Genomic DNA, 19,658 nt, shown 5'->3' with positions numbered 1-19,658 from the left:
ATCATGCACAGTACGGGTAGTGCCCCCCTCCATGAAGACCTGCGCGTCTTCGTCGCCGTCACCCGCCAGGCCAGCTTCGCGCGGGCAGCCCAGGCGCTCGGCGTGTCGCCGGCCTACGTCACCAAACGCGTCAAGGCCCTGGAGGCGACGCTGGGGGTCCAGCTGCTGCTACGCAGTACGCGCACGGTCGCGGTCACCGAGCAGGGCGAGCGCGTCTACCAGTCGGCACTGACCGTGCTGGATGCGGTCGACCGCCTGCTGGACGATGTGCGCGAGACCAGTGCCGCGCCGCGCGGATTGATTCGGATCTGCAGCAGCTTCGGCTTCGGCCGCAATATCGTGGGGCCGGCGATCTCCGGGCTGGTGGCCCGCTATCCGGAACTGCAGGTGCGCTTCGAGATCTTCGACAGGCTGGTGGACGTGGCTGCCGAAGGCTTCGACCTCGATATCCGCGTCGGCGACGAGATCGCGCCCAGCCTGATCGCCCGCAAGCTGCTGCCGAACAGCCGCGTGCTGTGCGCGGCGCCGGCCTATCTGGCGGCCCGGGGCATGCCGAGGTCGGCGGCGGACCTTGCCCGCCACGATTGCCTCGTGATCAAGGAACGTGACCATCCCTTCGGGCTGTGGCGCCTGCGAAATGCGGCTGCCGAGGTCCTTTCGGTAAAGGTCACCGGGCCGCTCTCGGCGAACAACGGCGAAGTGGCCACGCAGTGGGCCATTGACGGCCGGGGCATCGTGCTGCGCTCGCTATGGGACGTCGGCCATCTGTTGCGCACCGGCAAGCTCGTGCAGGTCCTGCCCGCGCTGACACAGGAGGCCAACGTCTACGCCGTGTACCCGTCCAAGCTGCCCGCCACGGCCAAGACGCGGGTGTGCGTCGAGTGGCTGCACGCGGCCCTGCCTGCGCTGGTCGAGCAGCACCGGCGCGGCGGCTCCTGCCTCTCGTAGGACAAGCGCGGCGTCGTCCGCAATGGATGCGCCGCTGCGGGCTTTGCCTGCGACGCGTGTCATCGCCTCACTGCCACGAAGGCAGCGCAAGCCTGGCAAGCACGCGCGCCATGGGCAAACCCCGCCGGAACGCAAGGTCTGCTGGCCTGGCGGCCGCACTCGCACTCGGACCGTTTTGCCTGTCCGATCCGGCCATGCTTCATGGCCTCTTCAATAGCGGCCCGCGCCATGGAGGCAGTCCAGAAACGCCTGGGCAAGCGCCGGCACCGCGCGTTGCTGGTTGTGCAGGACGTAGCTCTGGAACGCGATCGCCGGCTCGAACGGGATGGCCTTCACCGCGGGCAGCTTCAGGCTGCGGACGACCACGGGATTGACCACGCTGACCCCCAGGCCCATGCCCACCATGGTGCAGATGGTGGCCGCATAGGGCGTCTCCAGTGTCAGGACGCGTCCGTCGGGCACGAATGCCGCGTCGACGGTGGCGCGCGTGCCATCCCCGTGCGTCAGCGAGATAAACCGCTCACCGTCGAGGTCGCTGGCCCGAATCCGGCGCTTCTTCGCCAGCCGGTGCGTGGCCGGCACGATGCACACGCCGTCTTCCTGCCGCAGCAGCGCGCTCTCGATGCCCGAGGTCTCCACCACGTAGGAGACCAGCCCGAAATCGCAGAACTGGGTGGCCGTCCACTTGGCAACTGTCGGCGAGTCATTGGTATGCACCGCGATGGGCACGTCGGGGTACTGCTCGCGGAAGGCCAGGATCGCCTCCGGCATGACCGTCATGGCAATGGAAGGCACCGTGCCGATGCGCAGCGTGCCCACCCCGAGTTCGCGTATCGCGCGAGCGGAGGCGCGCAGGCTGTCGAGGCCCGCAAATGATCGCTCCACGTCCTTGAACAAGGCTTCGGCTTCCGTCGTCGGCGTGAGCCGGCCCCCGATGCGAGCAAACAGGCGGAAGCCGACTTCCCGCTCCAGCTGGCCGATCACGCGGCTGATATTGGGCTGCGATGTGTGGAGCTGCGCCGCGGTGACCGTCATGGAGCGGCTCAGCATCACCGCCCGGAACGCTTCGATCTGTTTGAAGTTCATGCCTTTGGGAGTGCTTTCGGCCCGGATGGGCGTGCCGTCGATGGTATATCAAATCTGCATGCTCACGGCCAAACTACTGATTTGACGATATATCGTCGAGATTCCCATACTGTGTTCAACGCCCCTGGAGAAACACGTATGGAATCCAAAGTCAGCCGCCGCCTGACGCAGCCCACGGCCGCGGAAGTATGCGAGCACATCTACCTGCCCCGACTGATGCGCGAGTTCGGCAGCGGCTTTCCCTATCTCACCGAAATCAACCAGGCACACCTGCTGATGCTGCACGGCGCAGGCCTGATACCGTCGGAGGTAGCCGCCGTGCTGGCGCGGGCCCTGATGCGGATCGAGTCGGCGGGGCCGGACGCCGTTCCCCTGGACCCGGCGCGCGAAGATGCCTACTTCAACTACGAGGCGCACCTGATGGCGGTTGCCGGCGCCGACGCCGGCGGCAGGCTGCACGTGGCGCGCAGCCGCAACGACATCCTGGCCACCCACGACCGCCTGCGGGCGCGCGACAAGGCCATGGCGATCCTGGAGGGCCTGCTGGCCACACGCGGCGTGGTGCTGGACAAGGCCGCCGAGTACGCCGACGTGGTGATGCCCGGCTACACCCACCTGCAAGCCGCCCAGCCCATCACGTACGGCTACTACCTTGCCGGCGTGGCGGAGGCGCTTGGCCGCGACATCACCCGCCTGCGCCAGGCATTGGCGGGACTGGACGCTTGCCCGCTGGGCGCCGGCGCGCTGGCCGGCACGGCCTTCCCGATCGACCGCGATGCCACGGCGCGCTGGCTCGGCTTCTCCAGCTACGTGGCCAACTCCCTCGACGCTGTGGCCTCGCGCGACTTTGCGTGGGAGATCCAGTCCGCCATCACCATCGCAACTGTCACCTGGGGCCGGTTTGCGCAGGACCTGTTCGTCTGGTCCACGCCGGAGTTCGGCCTGATCGAGTTCCCGGACAGCGTGGCGGGCACCTCGAGCATCATGCCGCAGAAGAAGAATCCGGTCGTACTTGAGTATCTCAAGGGCAAGGGCGGCCATATGCTGGGACTGCTCACCGCGTCGCTCGCGGCGGTCAAGGGCAGCCACTTCACGCATACCGGCGACGGCAATCGCGAGAGCATGCGTGGATTCTGGGAGTCCATGGACGAGTGCCAGCGCTGCATCGCGCTGCTGCGGCTGGTGCTCGAGCACGCGACGCCGTTGCGGGCGAACATGGTGGCGCGCGCGCGCCGTGACTTCTCCGCGGCGACCGATCTCGCGGACGCGCTGGTGCGCGAGGCCGGCGTGTCCTTCCGCGAGGCGCACCACATCGTGGGCGCCGTCGTGCGCGAAGCACTCGACAAGCGCATTCCTGCCGACGAGATCGACACAGACATGGTTTGCGCCGCGGCGCTGCGCCATACCGGCCGGGCCATCGTACTCGCGCCTGCCGTAGTCGCTCGCTGCCTGGATCCAGAACAGGGCGTCGCGGCCAGGACCGCCGCCGGCGGCCCTTCGCCCTCGCTGGTGCGCGACAACGCTGCCGCGCAGCGCCGCGAGCTGGCATCGGCCGGGGAAGCGCTCGACATCTTGCGCCAGGGCGTTGTCGGCGGCCGCGCCGCCTTGAAACAGGCTGTGGCCGGCCTCGCCGGCCTGCACTAGCCGTGGCCGCCATCCGCGGCCTGCCCTCCCCTCGATACCGTATCCTTGTCCGACGGAGATATCTGCCCATGAAACCGATTGCGCGCATGCTCGCCGCCGCCTGTCTATCGCTGGGGACCACCCTGGCGCTGGCCGGCCCCTTTCCCGACAAGCCGATCAGGCTGGTCGTGCCCTTTCCGCCGGGCGGCACCACCGACCTGCTTGGCCGGGTGCTGGCAAACCGCCTGTCGGAAACCCTGGGCCAGCAAGTCATCGTCGACAACCGGCCCGGCGCCGGCGGCACGATCGGCTCGGATGTCGTCGCCAAGGCACCCGCGGACGGCTATACGCTGCTGTTCGGCACGGTGGGCACGCAATCCATCAACACCTCGCTCTACAAGCGGCTGCCGTTCGACGCGCAAAAGGACTTCACGCCGGTAGCACTGTTCGCCGGGGTGCCCAACATCCTGGTCGTCAACCCCAAGGTGCCTGTCAAGTCCGTGAAGGAACTCGTGGACTACGCCAAGAGCCACCCCAACGCGCTCAATATGGGATCGGCAGGCAACGGCACGACCAACCATCTCTCGGGCGAACTGTTCAAGTCGATGGCCGGCGTGCAGATCGTCCACGTGCCGTACAAGGGGAGCGGCCCCGCCATGGCAGACCTGCTGGCCAATCAGGTGCAACTGATGTTCGACAACCTGCCCGGCTCGCTGCCGCATGTCAAAGCCGGCAGGCTGCGCGCCCTGGCGGTGACCAGCGCCACGCGATCCCCCGCACTCCCCGACGTCCCCACCATGGCCGAAGCCGGCATCGCCGGCTATGAGGCAGACGTCTGGTTCGGCGTGGTCGGGCCGAAAGGCCTGCCTGCAAGCGTCGTCGCAAAGCTCTCGGCCGAGATCTCGCGCATCGCGCAGGACAAGCCGATGCGCGACAAGCTGATCCGGCAAGGCGCGTCGCCGCTGACATCGACGCCGGAGCAGTTTGCCGTGCTGATCCACCGCGACACCGACAAGTGGTCGAAGCTCGTCAAGGATTCCGGCGCGGCCATCGACTGAGGCCACGGATGGCAGTGCCGGCAGCGGATCTCCCCGGTCCGCCGGGACCCGGCAATTGATCCCCGTCAGTTAAGCAGGGCGGCCGCGGGATCGGCGGCGCGGCTTCAGCGCACCAGCCCCCAGCCCGACATCAAGGTGTGCAGTTGCGCATGCTGGTGCTGGGTCAAGGGCCACGCCGATGGCGGCCGCGTGGCACCGCAGTCGTTGCCCATCATCTGCAGCGCGGCTTTCACGACCGTGACATTGGCGCCGTTGTTCTCTTGCGCGCGCAGTTCCTCGAAGGGAAGCATCTCGTCGATGAGGCGCATCGCCCTGGCGTAGTCGGCGGCTTCGAGTGCGGCATGAATGGCAACCGAGCGCTCGGGCATCACGTTGATCAGGCCCGAGGTAAAGCCGCGTGCCCCGACCGCGTAGAGGGGCGGCGCCCACACTTCCGCAAGCCCGCCCACCCAGGCCAGGCCGAGATCGGCCGTGCGGCGCATCGCCTGCGCCAGCACCAGCGGCGTGGGTGAGGCCCATTTCACGCCGATCACCTCAGGGATGCGGCACAGTTCCTCGATGGCAGCCAGCCCGATGTTCTCGTTGCGCAGGTAGAGCACCAGCGGCAGGCCCTCGCCGGCCTCCGCGATCTTGCGCACGTAGGCCGACACCCCGCGCGGCGCCACGAACGGATCGGGCGGCTGGTGCACCATCAGCGCATCGGCGCCGGCGCGGCGCGAGGCGCGCGCCAGCGCGCAGGCTTCGTGCACGCTGCGGCCCACGCCGGCAAGCAGCGGCACGCGGCCGGCCACGCATTCGGCGGCCACGTGCACCATCCGCACGGCCTCCTGCTCGCGCAGGCCGTAGAACTCGCTGGTGTTGCCGTTGGCAACCAGCACATGCACGCCGGCCTTGACCGCGCGGTCCACGACGGGCGCGAGCGGTGCCGGCGAGACGGTATCATCTGCATCGAATGGCGTGACCAGGATGCCGGAAATGCCATCAAGCGCGGTGCGCAGCGCGGAACCTTCGAAAGTAGCCACCTTCATCTCCCCGGGGAAAAGACACAAGAGGTGCCACTCTAAGGAGGAACCGGCCGCAGCGTCCAATCCAAACAGGCGATGCCGCAATACAAGAATTGAATCGTGCTTCAGCTCTCGCATCTTCGCAGCTTCGTGGCGGTGGCCACGGAACTGCATTTCGGCCGGGCCGCCGCGTTGCTGAACATGACGCAACCGCCGCTTACCCGGCAGATCCAGCTGCTCGAACATGAGGTCGGGGTCCGCCTGCTGGAGCGCTCGGGCGGAAACGTGCGCCTGACCCTGGCCGGCGCCACGTTCTTGCGCGAAGCGGAGGACATCCTGCGCCGCAGCCAGGCCGCGACGCTTGCGGCACGACGCGCCATGCGGGCGGACGCGGGCACCGTGACGATGGGGTTCATCCCTGCCGCCAGCTTCACCTTGCTGCCGCAGATCCTGGCCGCGATCGGCACCAGGTACCCGGAGGTCCACGTGGCACTGCGCGAAATGCAGACGGATGCCCAGCTCGAAGCCATTGGCGCCGACCGCATCGAGCTTGGCATCGTCCGGCCGTTCGCGCCACGCAGCTTTGCGCTGTCCGCGCCGCTGCTGCGCGAACCGTTTGTGCTTGCGGCGCCGGCCGGGCATCCCTTGATGCGCTGCAGTTCGCTGACCCTCCAGTCCCTGGAGGCGCAGCCCTTCATCGAGTTCTGCCCGTCGGAATCCCGCTACCTGTACGAGATCGTGGCGGGCCGGCTGCGTGCCGAAGGCGTGGCGCCCGAGACCGTCCAGACGCTGAGCCACACGCATTCCATCCTGTCGCTCGTCGACGCAGGCATGGGCGTCGCGCTGGTCCCCCAGTCCGCGCACAGGCTGGGGTACGCGGGTGTTGCCTTCCGCCCGCTCGAGAAGGCCGCCGGGCTGGATGTCGAGTTGCATCTGGCGTGGCGCCGCGGCAGCCAGCACGGCGTCGCGGACACCGTGCGCACGCTGTTGCAAGAGACCTTCCCGGCCTCGGCCTAGCCGTCGCGGGTTCGCCGCCCTCGCCTCTTTCCTCTGCACGCCGCGCCGCGCACGCGCACACGCATACGCAAGCCCCCAAAAAAACCGCGCCGCCTCTTCTGCAAGAGGCGGCGCGGCTTCATGACGGCTTCATGACGGCGACCCGCGGCGGCGAGCACCCGGGCAGGCCCGGGTGCTCTCCGCGCATGGGAACTGTCAGATCTCTTCGTATAGCGGTAGCGTCAGGAATTCAGCGAAGTCTTCCGACGTCGACATCTGCTCGAAGATCTCGGCGGCACGGTCATAGGTCCTGGTGTCGCCACCGACGAACTCCTTGATCTTGCCCAGTTCTTCCGGGATCAGGCCACGCACCATCTCGGCGGTCACCTTGCGGCCGTCTTCCAGCTTGCCCTTGGGCGAGCGGATCCACTGCCACACCTGCGAGCGCGAGATCTCGGCGGTGGCGGCGTCTTCCATCAGGTTGTGGATGGGCACGCAGCCGTTGCCGGCCAGCCAGGAGCCGAGGTAGTGGATGCCGACGTTGATGTTCATGCGCAGGCCGGCTTCGGTGATCGGGGTTTCCGGCTGGAAGTCCAGCAGGTCCTTGGCCGCCACGTTGACGTCGTCGCGCTGCTTGCCGAACTGGTTGGGCGCGTCGCCCAGCACTGCCACGAATTCCTTCATGGCCGGCTCGACCAGGCCCGGGTGGGCCACCCAGCCGCCGTCGTAGCCGTCGGTGGCGTCGCGCTTCTTGTCGTTGATGATGCCCTGCATGGCGATGGCGTTCTTCTCCGGATCGTTCTTGATCGGGATCAGTGCGCTCATGCCGCCGATGGCGGGCGCGCCGCGCTTGTGGCAGGTCTTGAGCAGCAGCAGCGCGTACGAGCGCATGAACGGCGCGGTCATGGTGACCTTGGCGCGGTCGGCCAGGCAGAAGTTCTTGTCGACCTTGAACTTCTTGATGCACGAGAAGATGTAGTCCCAGCGGCCGGCGTTCAGGCCGGCGCTGTGCTCGCGCAGCTCATACAGGATTTCTTCCATCTCGAATGCGGCCAGGATCGTCTCGATCAGCACGGTCGCCTTGACGGTGCCCTGCGGCAGGCCGATTTCGTTCTGGGCCATGACGAAGACGTCGTTCCACAGGCGGGCTTCGAGGTGGCTCTCCATCTTCGGCAGGTAGAAGAAGGGGCCGGCGCCGCGCGCGATCTGTTCGCGGGCGTTATGGAACAGGAACAGCGCGAAGTCGAAGATGCCGCCGGAGACGCGCTGGCCGTCGATGGTGACGTGCTTTTCGTCGAGGTGCCAGCCGCGCGGGCGCACCTGCAGCGTGGCGATCTTGTCGGCCAGCTTGTAGTGCTTGCCGTTGGAGTCCAGCGTCAGCGTGCGGCGCACGGCGGCCTTGAGGTTGACCTGACCCTGCAACTGGTTGTGCCAGTTGGGAGTGTTGGAGTCCTCGAAGTCGGTCATGTAGCTGTCCGCGCCCGAGTTGAACGCGTTGATGACCATCTTGGCTTCGACCGGGCCGGTGATTTCCACGCGGCGGCAATGCAGCGCGGGGGGCACCGGCGCGACCTTCCAGTCGCCTTCGCGCACGCTCTTGGTCTGCGGCAGGAAGTCGGGCAGCTCGCCGGCGTCCAGGCGCTTGGTGCGCTCGACGCGGGCCGCCAGCAGCTCCTGGCGGCGCGGCTCGAAGGCGCGATGCAGCTTGTCCACCAGGGCCAGGGCCGCCGGCGTGAGGATGTCTTCGTAGGCCGGCAGGATTTCGCCGGTGATCTTCATGCCCGCAGGCAGCGTGATGGCCATCTGTGTTCTCCTGTGTTCGATGGTTGGTTTGGGTTACCCGCTGTCAGAGCGCCGCGCCGCGGGCGCGGGCGAATTGCAGCAGGTCGTTTATGTCGTGCCCGGTGCCGGCAGGGCTCACATCGAGCCGCTCCGCCGGATGACCGGCACGATTGATCCAGAAAGTCGTGAAGCCGTACCACGTTGCCCCGCATGCGTCCCAGCCGTTGGACGAGACGAACAGAATCTCGCCCGCCGGCAAGCCGAACGCCTGCGGCGCCATCGCGTAGGCGGCCGGCGCGGTCTTGTAGAGGCGCACCGGGTCCACCGACAGCACATGGTCGAACAGGCCGTGCATGCCGGCGCTCTTGACCGAGATATCGAGCATCTCCGGGTTGCCGTTGGAGAGGATGCCCAGCGGCAGCCCTGCGGCGCGCAGGCGCTTGAGCGCACCGAGGTTCTCCGGGAAGGCCGACAGGCAGGCGTATTCCTTGAGCAACTGCGCTTCCGTGGCCGGGCCAAGATCCAGTTGCAGCCGCTCGGCGGCGTAGCGCAGCGCATCCACCGTGATCGCCCAGAACGATTTGTAGTATGCGCCGTCGGGACCGGCCAGGGAGCGGATGCGGGTGTAGTCGATCTGGCGCTCGCGCCACAGCATCGCCAGCGCCTCGCCCTTGCCGGGAAAGAGCTGTTCTGCGCGCGCGGTGACGGAATACACGTCGAACAGCGTGCCGTAGGCATCGAAGACGACTGCGCGGATCTTTTGCATGAGCCAGGAAATTCCTCAGGGTGAATCCTGCAGGCCCGCGTGCATCGCAGGTCTGCCAATGCGTGGGCCTGTACACCAATGAATGCATGCATTGTAGGTAGACGTTGCAGTGCGGCAAAGCCGTTGCGGGTCACTTGATCTTTTACTTTTACCCCACTAATCTTCGCTAACGCTCAAGAGAATAGACACCAAATCCACTCCATTGCCCTGCACGCTTGCTGGCAAGGGCGGCATGAGGCACAAACCGGCGAGATTCGTGGATCATTTCAAGCAACTGGAGACCTTTGTGTCGGTGGCGGCACGCGGCAGCCTGTCTGCCGCCGCAACCGCCGAGGGCGTGGCGCCCGCGATCATCGGGCGCCGCATCGACGCGCTCGAAGAGCGCCTCGGCGTGAAGCTGCTGCTGCGTACCACCCGCAAGATCAGCCTGACCTTCGAGGGCTCGGCCTTCCTGGAGGACTGCCAGCGCATCCTCAACGACCTGCACAACGCCGAGGCCAGTGTTTCGGCTGGTGGCGTCAAGGCCAGCGGCCACCTGCGCGTGACGGCGCCGGCCGGCTTCGGGCGCAAGCACGTGGCGCCGCTGGTGCCGTTGTTCATCGAGTCGCACCCCGACGTGACCATCACGCTGGACCTGTCCGACCGCGTGGTGGACCTGGTCAACGAGGGCTTCGACTGCGCCATCCGCCTGGGCGATCTGCCCGATTCCAGCCTGGTGTCCATCCGCCTGGCCGAGAACCGCCGCGTGGTGGTCGCCGCCCCAGCGTACCTGGCCCGCGCCGGCACCCCGGCCGTGCCCGAGGACCTGGCCCGGCACAACTGCCTGGCGTTCGGCGCCAGCGCCAATGTGCAGCGCGGCTGGGCCTTCCAGCAGGACGGGCGCCCGGTCACGGTCAAGGTCGGCGGCTCGATGGAGTGCACGGACGGCGCGGTGCTGCATGCCTGGTGCCTGCACGGGCACGGGCTGGCGTGGCGTTCCTGGTGGGAAGTCGGGCAGGAGATCGCCAGCGGCCGGCTGGTCACGGTGCTCGACGAGTTCCAGGCGCCGCCGATCGGCATCCATGCCGTATTTCCCCAGCGCAAGCACCTGCCGCTGCGCGTGCGGCTGTTTATCGATCACCTCAAGAACACGTATGGCAATCCGGGCTACTGGCGAAGGGCCGAGCAGGCGCGCGCGCACGCGCCGGAACGCGCGCCCGCAGGAGAGGAATTTGATTTAAGCCAATGACGCATGCGCCACCCCTGCCTACAATGAATCAGGCGGGCGCTGTCCGGCCCGCCTCTGGCGCATCGCCATCCACTGCCTCTTTGCCCCAAAGGAGTCCAGCATGTTCAAGCACATCCTGCTACCCACCGACGGTTCGGAACTGTCCAAGAAAGCCATCGACGGCGCGCTGGAACTGGCCAAGACAATCAATGCGCGTGTCACCGGCTATGTGTGCCTGGAGGAATATCCCTACACGCCCTTCAGCGAGATCGTGGTGGAAGCCCCGCAGGCGTTCAAGGACCGCATCGAGAGCCAGGCCCGGCTGTACCTGAAGGAAGTGGAAGCCGCTGCCCTGGCCGACGGCATTTCCTTCGATGCGGACATGTCGACGTTCGCCGTGCCCTACCTGGGCATCATCGATGCCGCCGAGCGCCATGGCTGCGACGTCATCTTCATGGCCTCGCATGGCCGGCGCGGCCTCTCGGGCCTGCTGCTGGGCAGCGAGACGCAGAAGGTGCTCACCCATACCGACATTCCGGTCATCGTGTATCGCTGACGGTGTATCGCGCTGCCGCGCTCGCATCTGCATTCGGATGCCGGGCAGGAAAGCAAGGATAAGAAAAAGAATAAGGAAAAGGCTGGCCGCCCCCGCGGGATGCCAGCCTTTCCTTGCATGCACGGCCGATGCCGGCGAGCGCAGGCTCGGGCCGCTTAGCTGGCGCTATTCTTGATGCGGTCCTCGATGTGCTTGGCGCGGTCGGCCGAGCCCGGGTGCGAGGAGAACATGCTGGACTTGCCGCCGTCGAGCTTGGCCAGCTTCTGGAAAGCCGTTACCAGGCCGCGCGTGTTGGCCTTGTTCCTGGCGAGCACGTCGAAGGAGTAGTCGTCGGCGGCGCTCTCCTGTGTCTGCGAGAACTGCGCGTTGATCAGCTGTTCGCCGAGCTCTCCCAGTTGCGAGGACGACAGCGCGGCCACGGTGCCGTTGCCGCTGGCAACCAGCGCGCCGCGTGCCGCCATGGCGGCATAGGCCACCTGCATCTTGTTCCTGGTGTGGCCCAGCGCCACATGGCCCAGTTCGTGGCCCACCACGCCGCGCACTTCGTCGTCGGTCATCATGTCCATCAGGCCGCTGAGCACGCGCACACAGCCGTTGGCCATGGCCCAGGCATTGACGTCCTTGCTCAGGTAGACCTTGGCGTTGATGTTGGAGACGTCGATGGATTGCAGGCCGGCCATGATCTTGGTCAGGCGTTTGCCATAGGCGCTGTTGGCCGCCGCAATCTTGTTGGTCTTGTCGGACTCGGCGCAGGCCTGGTCGGACATGGACTTGACGTCCGCGTCGCTGAGCGAGGCCGCCTTGAGCATCGAGCTACCGGCACCCACCATGCCGTCGACATTGGTGCCGGCGCAGCCGACCGCGAGGGCAGAGAGGCCGATGGCAGCCGCCAGGGAGAATTTGCGCTTCATGAATGTATTTCTTATCGGATGAGCACCGGCCAGGAACGTCCGCCAGTGGGCTCGCATGGACATGTGCCGGTGGCTCACCGGCGGTTCTCGATGTACCGTTTCTGGCACACACCGGGAAATCATATCGTCGAAATCATCCAAAATGATCGCGAAATATCCGAATCAATACAGACATTATTTTTGACATTTACCGGAAATTTCTCGCGCCCCTCCCGGATTCCTAGCCTGCCGCCCTCGCCTACGCCTACGTGGCCCGCCAGAAAGCAAAAAACCGCGCCGTCCCTGCGGGAGACGGCGCGGCGCCTAATTGAAGGGCGCGATGGTCGCACGCCCTTCACGATGACCAGGAGTCGATCTGGCTATCCTGTCTATCTGAAGTCCGGAGATCCGGGGATGCCGGAGCCTCAGGCTACTTTCTTGTCGAAGAACTGCTCGTCTTCGGTCGAACCCTTGAGGGCGGTCGTGGACGACTGGCCGCCTTCGATGGCCTGGGTCACGGCGTCGAAGTAGCCGGTACCGACTTCGCGCTGGTGCTTGACGGCGGTGAAGCCCTTCTCGGCCGCGGCGAATTCGTTTTCCTGCAGTTCGACGAAGGCGCTCATCTGGTTGCGGGCATAGCCGTAGGCCAGGTTGAACATCGAGTAGTTCAGCGAATGGAAGCCGGCCAGCGTGATGAACTGGAACTTGTAGCCCATCGCGCCCAGTTCCCTCTGGAACTTGGCGATGGTGGCGTCGTCCAGGTTCTTCTTCCAGTTGAACGACGGCGAGCAGTTGTAGGCCAGCATCTTGCCCGGGAACTTGGCGTGCACGGCTTCAGCGAACTTCTTGGCGAACTCCAGATCCGGCTTGCCGGTTTCGCACCACACCAGGTCAGCCACTTCGGCGTAAGCCAGGGCACGCGAGATCGACTGATCCAGGCCGTTGCGCACGCGGTAGAAACCTTCGACGGTGCGCTCGCCGGTGCAGAACGGCTTGTCGTTGTCATCCACGTCCGAGGTCAGCAGGTCGGCGGCTTCGGCGTCGGTACGGGCGATCACCAGGGTCGGCACGCCGGACACGTCGGCGGCCAGGCGCGCCGCGGTCAGCTTGGCGACGGCTTCGCGCGTCGGCACCAGCACCTTGCCACCCATGTGGCCGCACTTCTTGACCGAAGCCAGCTGATCTTCGAAGTGCACGCCGGCGGCGCCCGCTTCGATCATGGACTTCATCAGTTCGAAGGCGTTCAGCACGCCGCCGAAGCCGGCTTCCGCGTCAGCCACGATCGGCGCGAAGAAGTCGGTGTCGCCCTTGCCTTCGCTCCACTGGATCTGGTCGGCGCGCTGGAAGGTGTTGTTGATGCGCTTGACCACCATCGGCACCGAGTTGGCCGGGTACAGCGACTGGTCGGGGTACATTTCGCCGGCCAGGTTGGCGTCGCCCGCGACTTGCCAGCCCGACAGGTAGATGGCCTTCAGGCCGGCCTTGACCTGCTGCATGGCCTGGTTGCCGGTCAGCGCGCCCAGCGTGTTGACGAACGGCTCGGTGTTCAGGAGGTGCCACAGCTTTTCAGCGCCGCGGCGGGCCAGGGTGTGCTCGATCTGCACGGAGCCCCGCAGGCGGACCACGTCTTCCGCCGTGTAGTTGCGCTTCACGCCCTTCCAGCGCGGGTTGGTTTCCCATTCCTTTTGCAGCTTCTGGATTTCTTGTTCGCGGGACATGTGCACTCTCCTGGTGATTGAGACGGATATGGCGTAAGAAAGCTTGCGGCTGGCTTGCCGGAACGTGCTGCCGGGCAGCCGACCGAGGCGCTGTCGGGGTGATTTCCGGAGGCAGTTGCCTGCTTCCCGGTGGCCCTGTTTTTCGCGCCTCGGGTCATGTGTCTTATATAAGAGTGTAGGGAAGCGTTCCGCGTCGCAACAGCCCGGAATGCAGTCGTCGCTTAGTTTTTTTATTCAACAAAATCATATAGTTACTGCGTTAATTTCACAATGCGGCAAGTTATACCCCATCATGAGAGATGCCCCTTGTGCTTCGCAGTTACATTTTTTGTGGCTCAAAACAACATTCCACATCGTGAAATATAAGGGGTGACACGTATCCCTGCCGGGCTGCCGGCGCTCTCGCGCCCTGCCCGTCTGGCCTGCGTGCGCGTTGCAGCGCTTGTCACTCCGGAGCGCCATCGGCAAGGCATGCGCGAACCCAGGACACTGGGTGATGGCATGGTTGCCGATGCTCCGCCAGGCGTCGTTGCGCGGCGGGCATCGGTCATGCCGCTTGAAATACCTGAGGGAATGCCGGCGCTGCGCCGGCGGCGATGTCCGGGACGATGCCCGGGGCGAACCGGATCGCTCAGGCCGGCGACAGCCCGGCCTCGCGCTCGCGCCGGTAGGCCACCCAGTCGCCGGAGGCGATACGTGGCAGGCCGGCCACCGCGTCCTGCCCAACCGGATAGAGCAGGCAACTGAGGGACTGCCCGCCGGCGACAATGCTGCGCTCCTCGCGCACGAACAACGATGCCTGGCCGGGGTAGACCTCCTCGATCTCGTCGAGCACCGGCACCAGCGCGGCATCCACCTCGTAGAGATCGCCGGCCACGCCAGGCGCGCCGGCATCCAGCACCAGGCCGGGATAGGTGCCGAAGTCATAGAGCCGGCCAGGCACCGTGGCGCTGCCCAGCAGGCGCGGTGTCGCGATGCCGTGCTTGCGCGCGGCGGCGTTGAGGTCGTTGACTTCGCCGGCACGCAGCGTGCCGTAGACGAATACCACCGGCATGCTCAGCTCCCCAGCTTGGTATCGGCCACCAGCACGCCATCGGCATCGGCGTAGATCCAGTCGCCAGGACGCACCACCGCGCCGGGCATCTGCACCGTGACTTCGCGTTCGCCCACATTGCGCCTCTGGCTTCTCTGCGGATGCAGCGCCAGCGCGCGCACGCCGATATCGCACACATCCAGCTCGGCGCTGTCGCGCACGCAGCCGTTGACGACAATGCCAGCCCAGCCGTTCTTTTCCGCCAGCACGCCGAGGTTGCCGCCCACCAGCGCGCAGCGCAGCGAGCCACCGCCGTCCACCACCAGCACGCGGCCGTTGCCGGGCGACTCCACCGCTTCGCGCACCAGCGAGTTGTCCTCGAACACCTTCAGCGTCGCCGCCGGGCCGGCAAAGGCCGCGCGCTTGCCGAAATGGCGGAACACCGGCGCCAGCACGCGCAGCGTGCCGTCGGCCAGCCGTGCTTCGTTGGCATCGCAGAGGTCGGCGGTGGCAAAGTTCATGGATGACTCCTGAATCATGAGAGGGAAAGAATCCGGTGAAATCCGGTGAGATTCGGCGCCCGCGCATGCACCGCCAGCCACCTGCCGGGGAGCGCCCGCTCTCAGCCGGCGGGCGCGCCCCGCGCCCCGGCCTCGCGGCGCGAGCGGTTGCCGTTGCCGACGGTGACGGCGGTGAAGATCGCCAGCATCTGGAAGGCACCGATCATGAAGAAGACCCAGCTCGGCCAGCGCGCGTCCATCAGCGCGCCGAAGAACAGCGGGCCGCTGGCCAGCCCGATGTCCAGGCCGGAATAGACCACCCCATAGACCCGGCCGGTGGCGCCCGCCGGCGCGGCCGCGCGCACCAGCAGGTCGCGCGAGGGCCCGGCGGTGCCCGCGCCGAAGCCGATCACCCCCATCAGCACCGGCACCATCACGGCCGGCAAGACGCCCAGCCCCACCACGATGGCGACCAAGCCGGACAGCGTGAAGCTCATCGCGATCAGGCGGTCATGGTTGCTGGTGCGCCCGGCGGCGAAGCCGCCCACGATCATGCCCCCGGCGCTGCACAGCATGTAGACCGTGTAGGAAGCCGTGGCCAGCGCCAGCGGCATGCCGTAGAGCTGGGTCAGCGCGGTCGGCGCGAAGCTCTGGATGCCCGAGAACGAAAACGTGGTGACCAGGAAAAAGGCCCAGCAGATCCAGACCTGCGGCAGCCTGAGGAAGGCCAGCATGCCGCCGCCGGCCGCCTTGCCTGCCGGCGCGCCCGCCTTCGCCGCCATGGCGGTGCGGGGATCGAGCACCCGGCGAAACACCAGCAGCACGGCCAGCACGCCGAACGCCACCACCGCCGCGCAGGCCAGCGCCGTGCGCCAGCTGCTCAGTTCGGCCAGCGTGACCAGGAATACCGGGGCCGCGGCCCAGCCGAGGTTGCCGGAGATGCCGTGCACCGAGAACGCATGTCCCAGCCGCGGCTGCGACACATGCTTGTTGAGCAGGGTGAAATCGGCGGGATGGAACACGCCGTTGCCGATGCCGGCCACGCCGGCGCCGAACAGCAGCATGGCGTAGCTGGGGCTGAATGACAGCAGCAAGGCCGCCGAACCCAGCAGCGCCAGGCCGCCGAACAGCACGGGCGAAGCGCCGAAGCGGTCCACCACGAAGCCCGAAGCGGTCTGCACCAAGGCCGAGACGGCAAAGAACACCGTCATCAGCAAACCCAGCTCGGCATAGCTCAGGCCGAACTCGGCCTTGATCCACGGGAACAGCGGTGCCAGCAGCAGGTGGTAGAAATGGGAAACCCCGTGCGCGAGCCCCACCAGGCCGATGACCTGGGCGTCGTGGCGCAGCGGATTACGGACGGGATCGAGAGTGGCGGCGGTCATCGGGCGGCTATCCGTACAGTGCGGTGCATGGGCGCGCCTGCCGCTGCTGCCTGGCATGGGACGCGCGCTGCGAATATCGCATCATAGAGGAAAACCACGCCCGGCTGGCGTGGCCCGAGCGCTACATCTGCTTGAACAGATAGGCGTACTGGCGTGCCACCGGCAGGGTCTCGGCGCGGTTGCGCAGCTTCAGCGCGAGCCGCCCGAGCGACTGGTTCACGGCGCTGGCCACGCAGTCGATGTTCACCACCGTGCCGCGATGGATCTGCCAGAAGCGTTCCGGGTCGAGCTGCTGGGACAGCTCGCGCAGGCTGGTGCGGATCAGCGCCTCGCCGCTGGTAGACACCACGTTGACGTACTTGTCGGTTGCCTCGAGGTAGATCACCTCGTCCACCGGGATGATGCGGATCTCCTGCCCGACCAGCGCCTTGATGAAACGCAGGTAGCCGTGCTGGCCCGCGCCCGCGGCCGGCTGCTGCGGGGCGCCGCCGCCTGGCGGCTCCAGCGTCTCGAGCCGCGCCAGCAGTTGCGCCAGGCGGCCGGTATCGAGCGCCGCGCCACCCTCTTCGCCAGCCTGGGCATGCTCGGCCAGCCGCCCCTTGAGGCGTTGCACGGTGGCCTCCAGCCGCTCCGGCTGCACCGGCTTGAGCACATAGTCGACCGCCTCGCGCTCGAAGGCTTCCAGCGCGAACTGGTCATAGGCGGTGACGAACACCACCAGCGGCGGATGATCGAACTCCATCAGTTCACGCGCCACGTCCATGCCGCTCATGCCCGGCATGCGGATATCGAGGAAGGCCACTTGCGGCGCATGCTGGCGTGCCGCCTCCAGCGCGGACACGCCGTCATGCACCACGGACACGACCTGCGCCTCCGGCCACAGGCTGCTCAGTTCTGCATGCAGGGCGCGCGCAAGCAACGGCTCATCGTCGGCGATCAACAAGGTCGGGGACATGGGAACGGTAGTGGACGGTCGGGACAGTCGGGACGGCAGGGATTGCCGCAGCGCTCAGCGCTGCGTCAGGCTTGCGGGGCGCCATGCGCGGCGGCACTGGCAACCGGGGCGATGCCGATCCCCGCCGGGATCGTGCCCGCCGGTGCCGCCGTACGCGCGATGATGGCGGTCACCGTAGGACGCATGACCGGCAGCGTCAGCCGCACGACCACGCCGCGCGGCGAATTTTCTTCCATCTGCATGCTTGCCGCGGCGCCAAAGATGCGTGCGAGGCGCTCGCGCACATGGGTCAGGCCCAGGCCCGACCCCTTCGTCACGGCATGGCCGAAGCCCACGCCGGTATCGGCGATCACCACCTGCACCGCCGCGTCGCCCAGCGCGCGCGCCGACAACACGATGCTGCCGCCGTGCATGCACGGCTCGATGCCATGGCTGACCGCGTTTTCCACCAGCGGCTGGATCAGCATTGGCGGGATCTCCACTTCAGCCAGTTCCGGCGGCAGGTCGACGCTGTAGCTGAGCCGGGTGCCGAAGCGCAGGCACTGGATATCGAGGTAGCTGCGCAACAGTTCGAACTCCTGGCGCAGTGTGCACTGCTCGGCGCGCGTGTGCGCCAGCGACATCCGCAGGAAGCCGATCAGCCGCTGCAGCAGGCGCCGCGCGGCCTGCTGGTCAGTGGCGATCAGGCAGTCCAGGTTGGCCAGCGAATTGAACAGGAAGTGCGGCTCGATCTGCGCCTGCAGCGCCATCAGCTGCGCGCGCACCAGTTGCTTCTCGGCTTCCTCGCGTTGCAGCGCATCCAGCGCGGCCTGCCGCTCCAGGTGCGCCAGCTTCTCGCGCGACCAGTAGAAGTAGATCATGCTGGCCGAGGCAAGCATGCCCACCACCAGGCACATGCGCAGCATGTCGGTGGCCTCTTCGAAGGACTTCGCCGGCTCGTTCAGCACCACCCGGGTGGCCCAGCTACCCATGATGACCCCGAGCGGCACGGCGATCGCGGCCAGGCAGATGAACGGCCAGCGCGTGGGCCGCTCGTTCCACCAGATCACCACGCGGGCAACATCGATCAACAGCCAGATCGACAAGCCGATGAGGTGGCTGTAGACGAAGTTGTGCCACATCGAGCCGCCGGTGCGGAAGCCATAGTTGAGACTGACGGCAATCACGGTGTTCATGCACAGCACGAACACGAGGTCGCGCCCGAGAATCGTGAGGCGCGAGGGAATGGCGGCGGGACAGCGGCCCAGCGATTTCATAGGGACGGAAGCTCCGTACAGGGCAGATGCGTCTTGAAAGGCAAAAGTGGCAGGCGCGCCATGTGCTGGACACGCGCGGACATCGGGCGGCTGCCTGACGGGCTATTGTAAAGGCCGCTCATCGGCTCGGACGGCCGTCGGCCGGCTCGCATGTGCGCTGGGCCACCTTTGCGGCCCCGCCTTCCCCGGCCGGCCTGCCGTGCAGCGCCGCCCACCATTGCCCCGACAGCACAAAGCGCGGAAATGTGATCCACTGCTCGGCCAGGATGCGCCCGGCGATATCGAGCGGGCCGGCAAACGGCTCCGGTCGCTCGGCCTCGAGCCGGTGGCCCCGGCCCTGCAGCATCATCGATACGCCCATGCAGAGCACGCCCAGCCCCACCGCCGGCACGGACAGCGTCAGCACGCCGTAGACCAGCAGCACATTGCCTGCCATGAATATCGGCACGGCCACGATATGCAGCAGCAGGCTGCGCGGGTCGGTGTGATTGCGGGCGTAGCCGCGCCATTGCCAGGCCAGCAGGCCATCAGGGCGCGGGCTCATGGCCGCGGCCCCCGCTGCGTCGCACGGCGGATCGCCAGTCGGCGCACCAGCAGCACGGCGCCGAGCGCGATCAGGATGAGAGGCCAGCCCTCGCGGGTGATATACGCGGGCAGGACGCCGGCGTTGTGCGCCAGGAACAACCCGCCCAGCGCAATAAGGATGATCGGGGCCAGGAGCCCCCTGCCGCTACGGCCTTGTTTCATGTTGCGCTCTCCTCGCAGCCTTGTCGCTCCGCTCGCCATCGCCGGCACGCCGTCTGATGCGGCGCATCACGCCATGTGACGGCACCGAGGTGATCCGCCACGTACTGGACGAACTTTACGCCTGCCCCGCGCGAGACGGAAGCAGCGT

At 66.9% G+C, this 19,658-nt stretch carries 19 protein-coding genes; 6 read left to right on the top strand and 13 right to left on the bottom strand.

The window, feature by feature from the left end; genetic code table 11:
* Window positions 1-3: 3 nt before the first annotated feature.
* Window positions 4-948 (top strand): LysR substrate-binding domain-containing protein, encoded by a 945-nt coding sequence (locus tag AC1DKV_RS14880; RefSeq protein ID WP_441613403.1) that lies wholly within the window; start codon window positions 4-6, stop codon window positions 946-948.
* 210 nt (window positions 949-1,158) lie between these two features.
* Here AC1DKV_RS14880 and AC1DKV_RS14875 read toward each other — a convergent pair whose 3' ends face one another.
* Window positions 1,159-2,034 (bottom strand): LysR family transcriptional regulator, encoded by an 876-nt coding sequence (locus tag AC1DKV_RS14875; RefSeq protein ID WP_441613402.1) that lies wholly within the window; start codon window positions 2,032-2,034, stop codon window positions 1,159-1,161.
* A 138-nt stretch (window positions 2,035-2,172) separates the two neighbouring features.
* On the opposite strand from AC1DKV_RS14875, the gene argH reads away from it, so the two are divergent.
* Complete coding sequence (argH, locus tag AC1DKV_RS14870; protein WP_441613401.1) at window positions 2,173-3,678, top strand: argininosuccinate lyase; 1,506 nt, start codon at window positions 2,173-2,175, stop codon at window positions 3,676-3,678.
* A gap of 68 nt (window positions 3,679-3,746) precedes the next feature.
* Window positions 3,747-4,715 carry a Bug family tripartite tricarboxylate transporter substrate binding protein gene (locus AC1DKV_RS14865; protein WP_441613400.1) on the top strand — a complete coding sequence of 323 codons (969 nt, stop codon included), beginning with the start codon at window positions 3,747-3,749 and terminating at the stop codon, window positions 4,713-4,715.
* A gap of 104 nt (window positions 4,716-4,819) precedes the next feature.
* Here AC1DKV_RS14865 and AC1DKV_RS14860 read toward each other — a convergent pair whose 3' ends face one another.
* On the bottom strand, window positions 4,820-5,743 hold the full coding sequence (locus AC1DKV_RS14860; protein WP_441613399.1) for a dihydrodipicolinate synthase family protein: 924 nt from the start codon (window positions 5,741-5,743) through the stop codon (window positions 4,820-4,822).
* Between the two features lie 96 nt (window positions 5,744-5,839).
* Here AC1DKV_RS14860 and AC1DKV_RS14855 point away from each other — a divergent pair, with 96 nt between their 5' ends.
* Complete coding sequence (locus AC1DKV_RS14855) at window positions 5,840-6,736, top strand: LysR family transcriptional regulator (RefSeq protein ID WP_441613398.1); 897 nt, start codon at window positions 5,840-5,842, stop codon at window positions 6,734-6,736.
* A 195-nt stretch (window positions 6,737-6,931) separates the two neighbouring features.
* Here the strand turns inward: AC1DKV_RS14855 and aceB are convergent, their stop codons facing one another.
* Both aceB and AC1DKV_RS14845 read right to left on the bottom strand, forming a co-directional pair.
* Window positions 6,932-8,518 carry a malate synthase A gene (aceB, locus tag AC1DKV_RS14850; protein ID WP_441613397.1) on the bottom strand — a complete coding sequence of 529 codons (1,587 nt, stop codon included), beginning with the start codon at window positions 8,516-8,518 and terminating at the stop codon, window positions 6,932-6,934.
* Between the two features lie 43 nt (window positions 8,519-8,561).
* A complete protein-coding gene (locus tag AC1DKV_RS14845; protein WP_477137626.1) occupies window positions 8,562-9,263 on the bottom strand; it encodes a haloacid dehalogenase type II in 702 nt (233 codons plus the stop codon).
* Between the two features lie 256 nt (window positions 9,264-9,519).
* Between AC1DKV_RS14845 and AC1DKV_RS14840 the strand changes: the two genes are divergently transcribed.
* Both AC1DKV_RS14840 and AC1DKV_RS14835 read left to right on the top strand, forming a co-directional pair.
* Complete coding sequence (locus AC1DKV_RS14840) at window positions 9,520-10,491, top strand: LysR family transcriptional regulator (protein ID WP_441613394.1); 972 nt, start codon at window positions 9,520-9,522, stop codon at window positions 10,489-10,491.
* 100 nt (window positions 10,492-10,591) lie between these two features.
* Window positions 10,592-11,026: a universal stress protein gene (locus tag AC1DKV_RS14835; protein WP_441613392.1), complete on the top strand. Its 435-nt coding sequence runs from the start codon at window positions 10,592-10,594 to the stop codon at window positions 11,024-11,026.
* A gap of 155 nt (window positions 11,027-11,181) precedes the next feature.
* Here the strand turns inward: AC1DKV_RS14835 and loiP are convergent, their stop codons facing one another.
* The 9 genes from loiP to AC1DKV_RS14790 form a co-directional block, all read right to left on the bottom strand.
* A complete protein-coding gene (gene loiP / locus AC1DKV_RS14830; protein WP_441613391.1) occupies window positions 11,182-11,937 on the bottom strand; it encodes a metalloprotease LoiP in 756 nt (251 codons plus the stop codon).
* Between the two features lie 404 nt (window positions 11,938-12,341).
* Window positions 12,342-13,634 (bottom strand): isocitrate lyase, encoded by a 1,293-nt coding sequence (aceA, locus tag AC1DKV_RS14825; protein ID WP_441613390.1) that lies wholly within the window; start codon window positions 13,632-13,634, stop codon window positions 12,342-12,344.
* A 631-nt stretch (window positions 13,635-14,265) separates the two neighbouring features.
* Window positions 14,266-14,688, bottom strand: a complete 423-nt coding sequence (locus AC1DKV_RS14820; protein ID WP_441613389.1) for a gamma-glutamylcyclotransferase family protein — start codon at window positions 14,686-14,688, stop codon at window positions 14,266-14,268.
* 2 nt (window positions 14,689-14,690) lie between these two features.
* Entirely contained in the window at window positions 14,691-15,188 is a 498-nt protein-coding gene (gene rraA / locus AC1DKV_RS14815) for a ribonuclease E activity regulator RraA (protein ID WP_441613388.1), read from the bottom strand.
* A 101-nt stretch (window positions 15,189-15,289) separates the two neighbouring features.
* A complete protein-coding gene (locus AC1DKV_RS14810; RefSeq protein ID WP_441613387.1) occupies window positions 15,290-16,552 on the bottom strand; it encodes an MFS transporter in 1,263 nt (420 codons plus the stop codon).
* Between the two features lie 121 nt (window positions 16,553-16,673).
* Window positions 16,674-17,507, bottom strand: a complete 834-nt coding sequence (locus AC1DKV_RS14805; protein ID WP_441613385.1) for a LytR/AlgR family response regulator transcription factor — start codon at window positions 17,505-17,507, stop codon at window positions 16,674-16,676.
* A gap of 65 nt (window positions 17,508-17,572) precedes the next feature.
* Window positions 17,573-18,763: a sensor histidine kinase gene (locus tag AC1DKV_RS14800; RefSeq protein ID WP_441613384.1), complete on the bottom strand. Its 1,191-nt coding sequence runs from the start codon at window positions 18,761-18,763 to the stop codon at window positions 17,573-17,575.
* Window positions 18,764-18,881: 118 nt separating this feature from the next.
* Window positions 18,882-19,307, bottom strand: coding sequence for a terminase (locus AC1DKV_RS14795; protein ID WP_441613383.1), 426 nt, complete (start codon window positions 19,305-19,307; stop codon window positions 18,882-18,884).
* Window positions 19,304-19,510 carry a LiaI-LiaF-like domain-containing protein gene (locus tag AC1DKV_RS14790; protein ID WP_441613382.1) on the bottom strand — a complete coding sequence of 69 codons (207 nt, stop codon included), beginning with the start codon at window positions 19,508-19,510 and terminating at the stop codon, window positions 19,304-19,306. The genes AC1DKV_RS14795 and AC1DKV_RS14790 overlap by 4 nt, the downstream gene beginning before the upstream one ends.
* Between the last annotated feature and the right edge of the window lie 148 nt (window positions 19,511-19,658).

Source organism: Cupriavidus sp. 05T41 (assembly GCF_056396525.1).
Note: the sequence above shows the minus strand (reverse complement) of the source record. Positions and strands in the feature narration are given on the sequence as shown.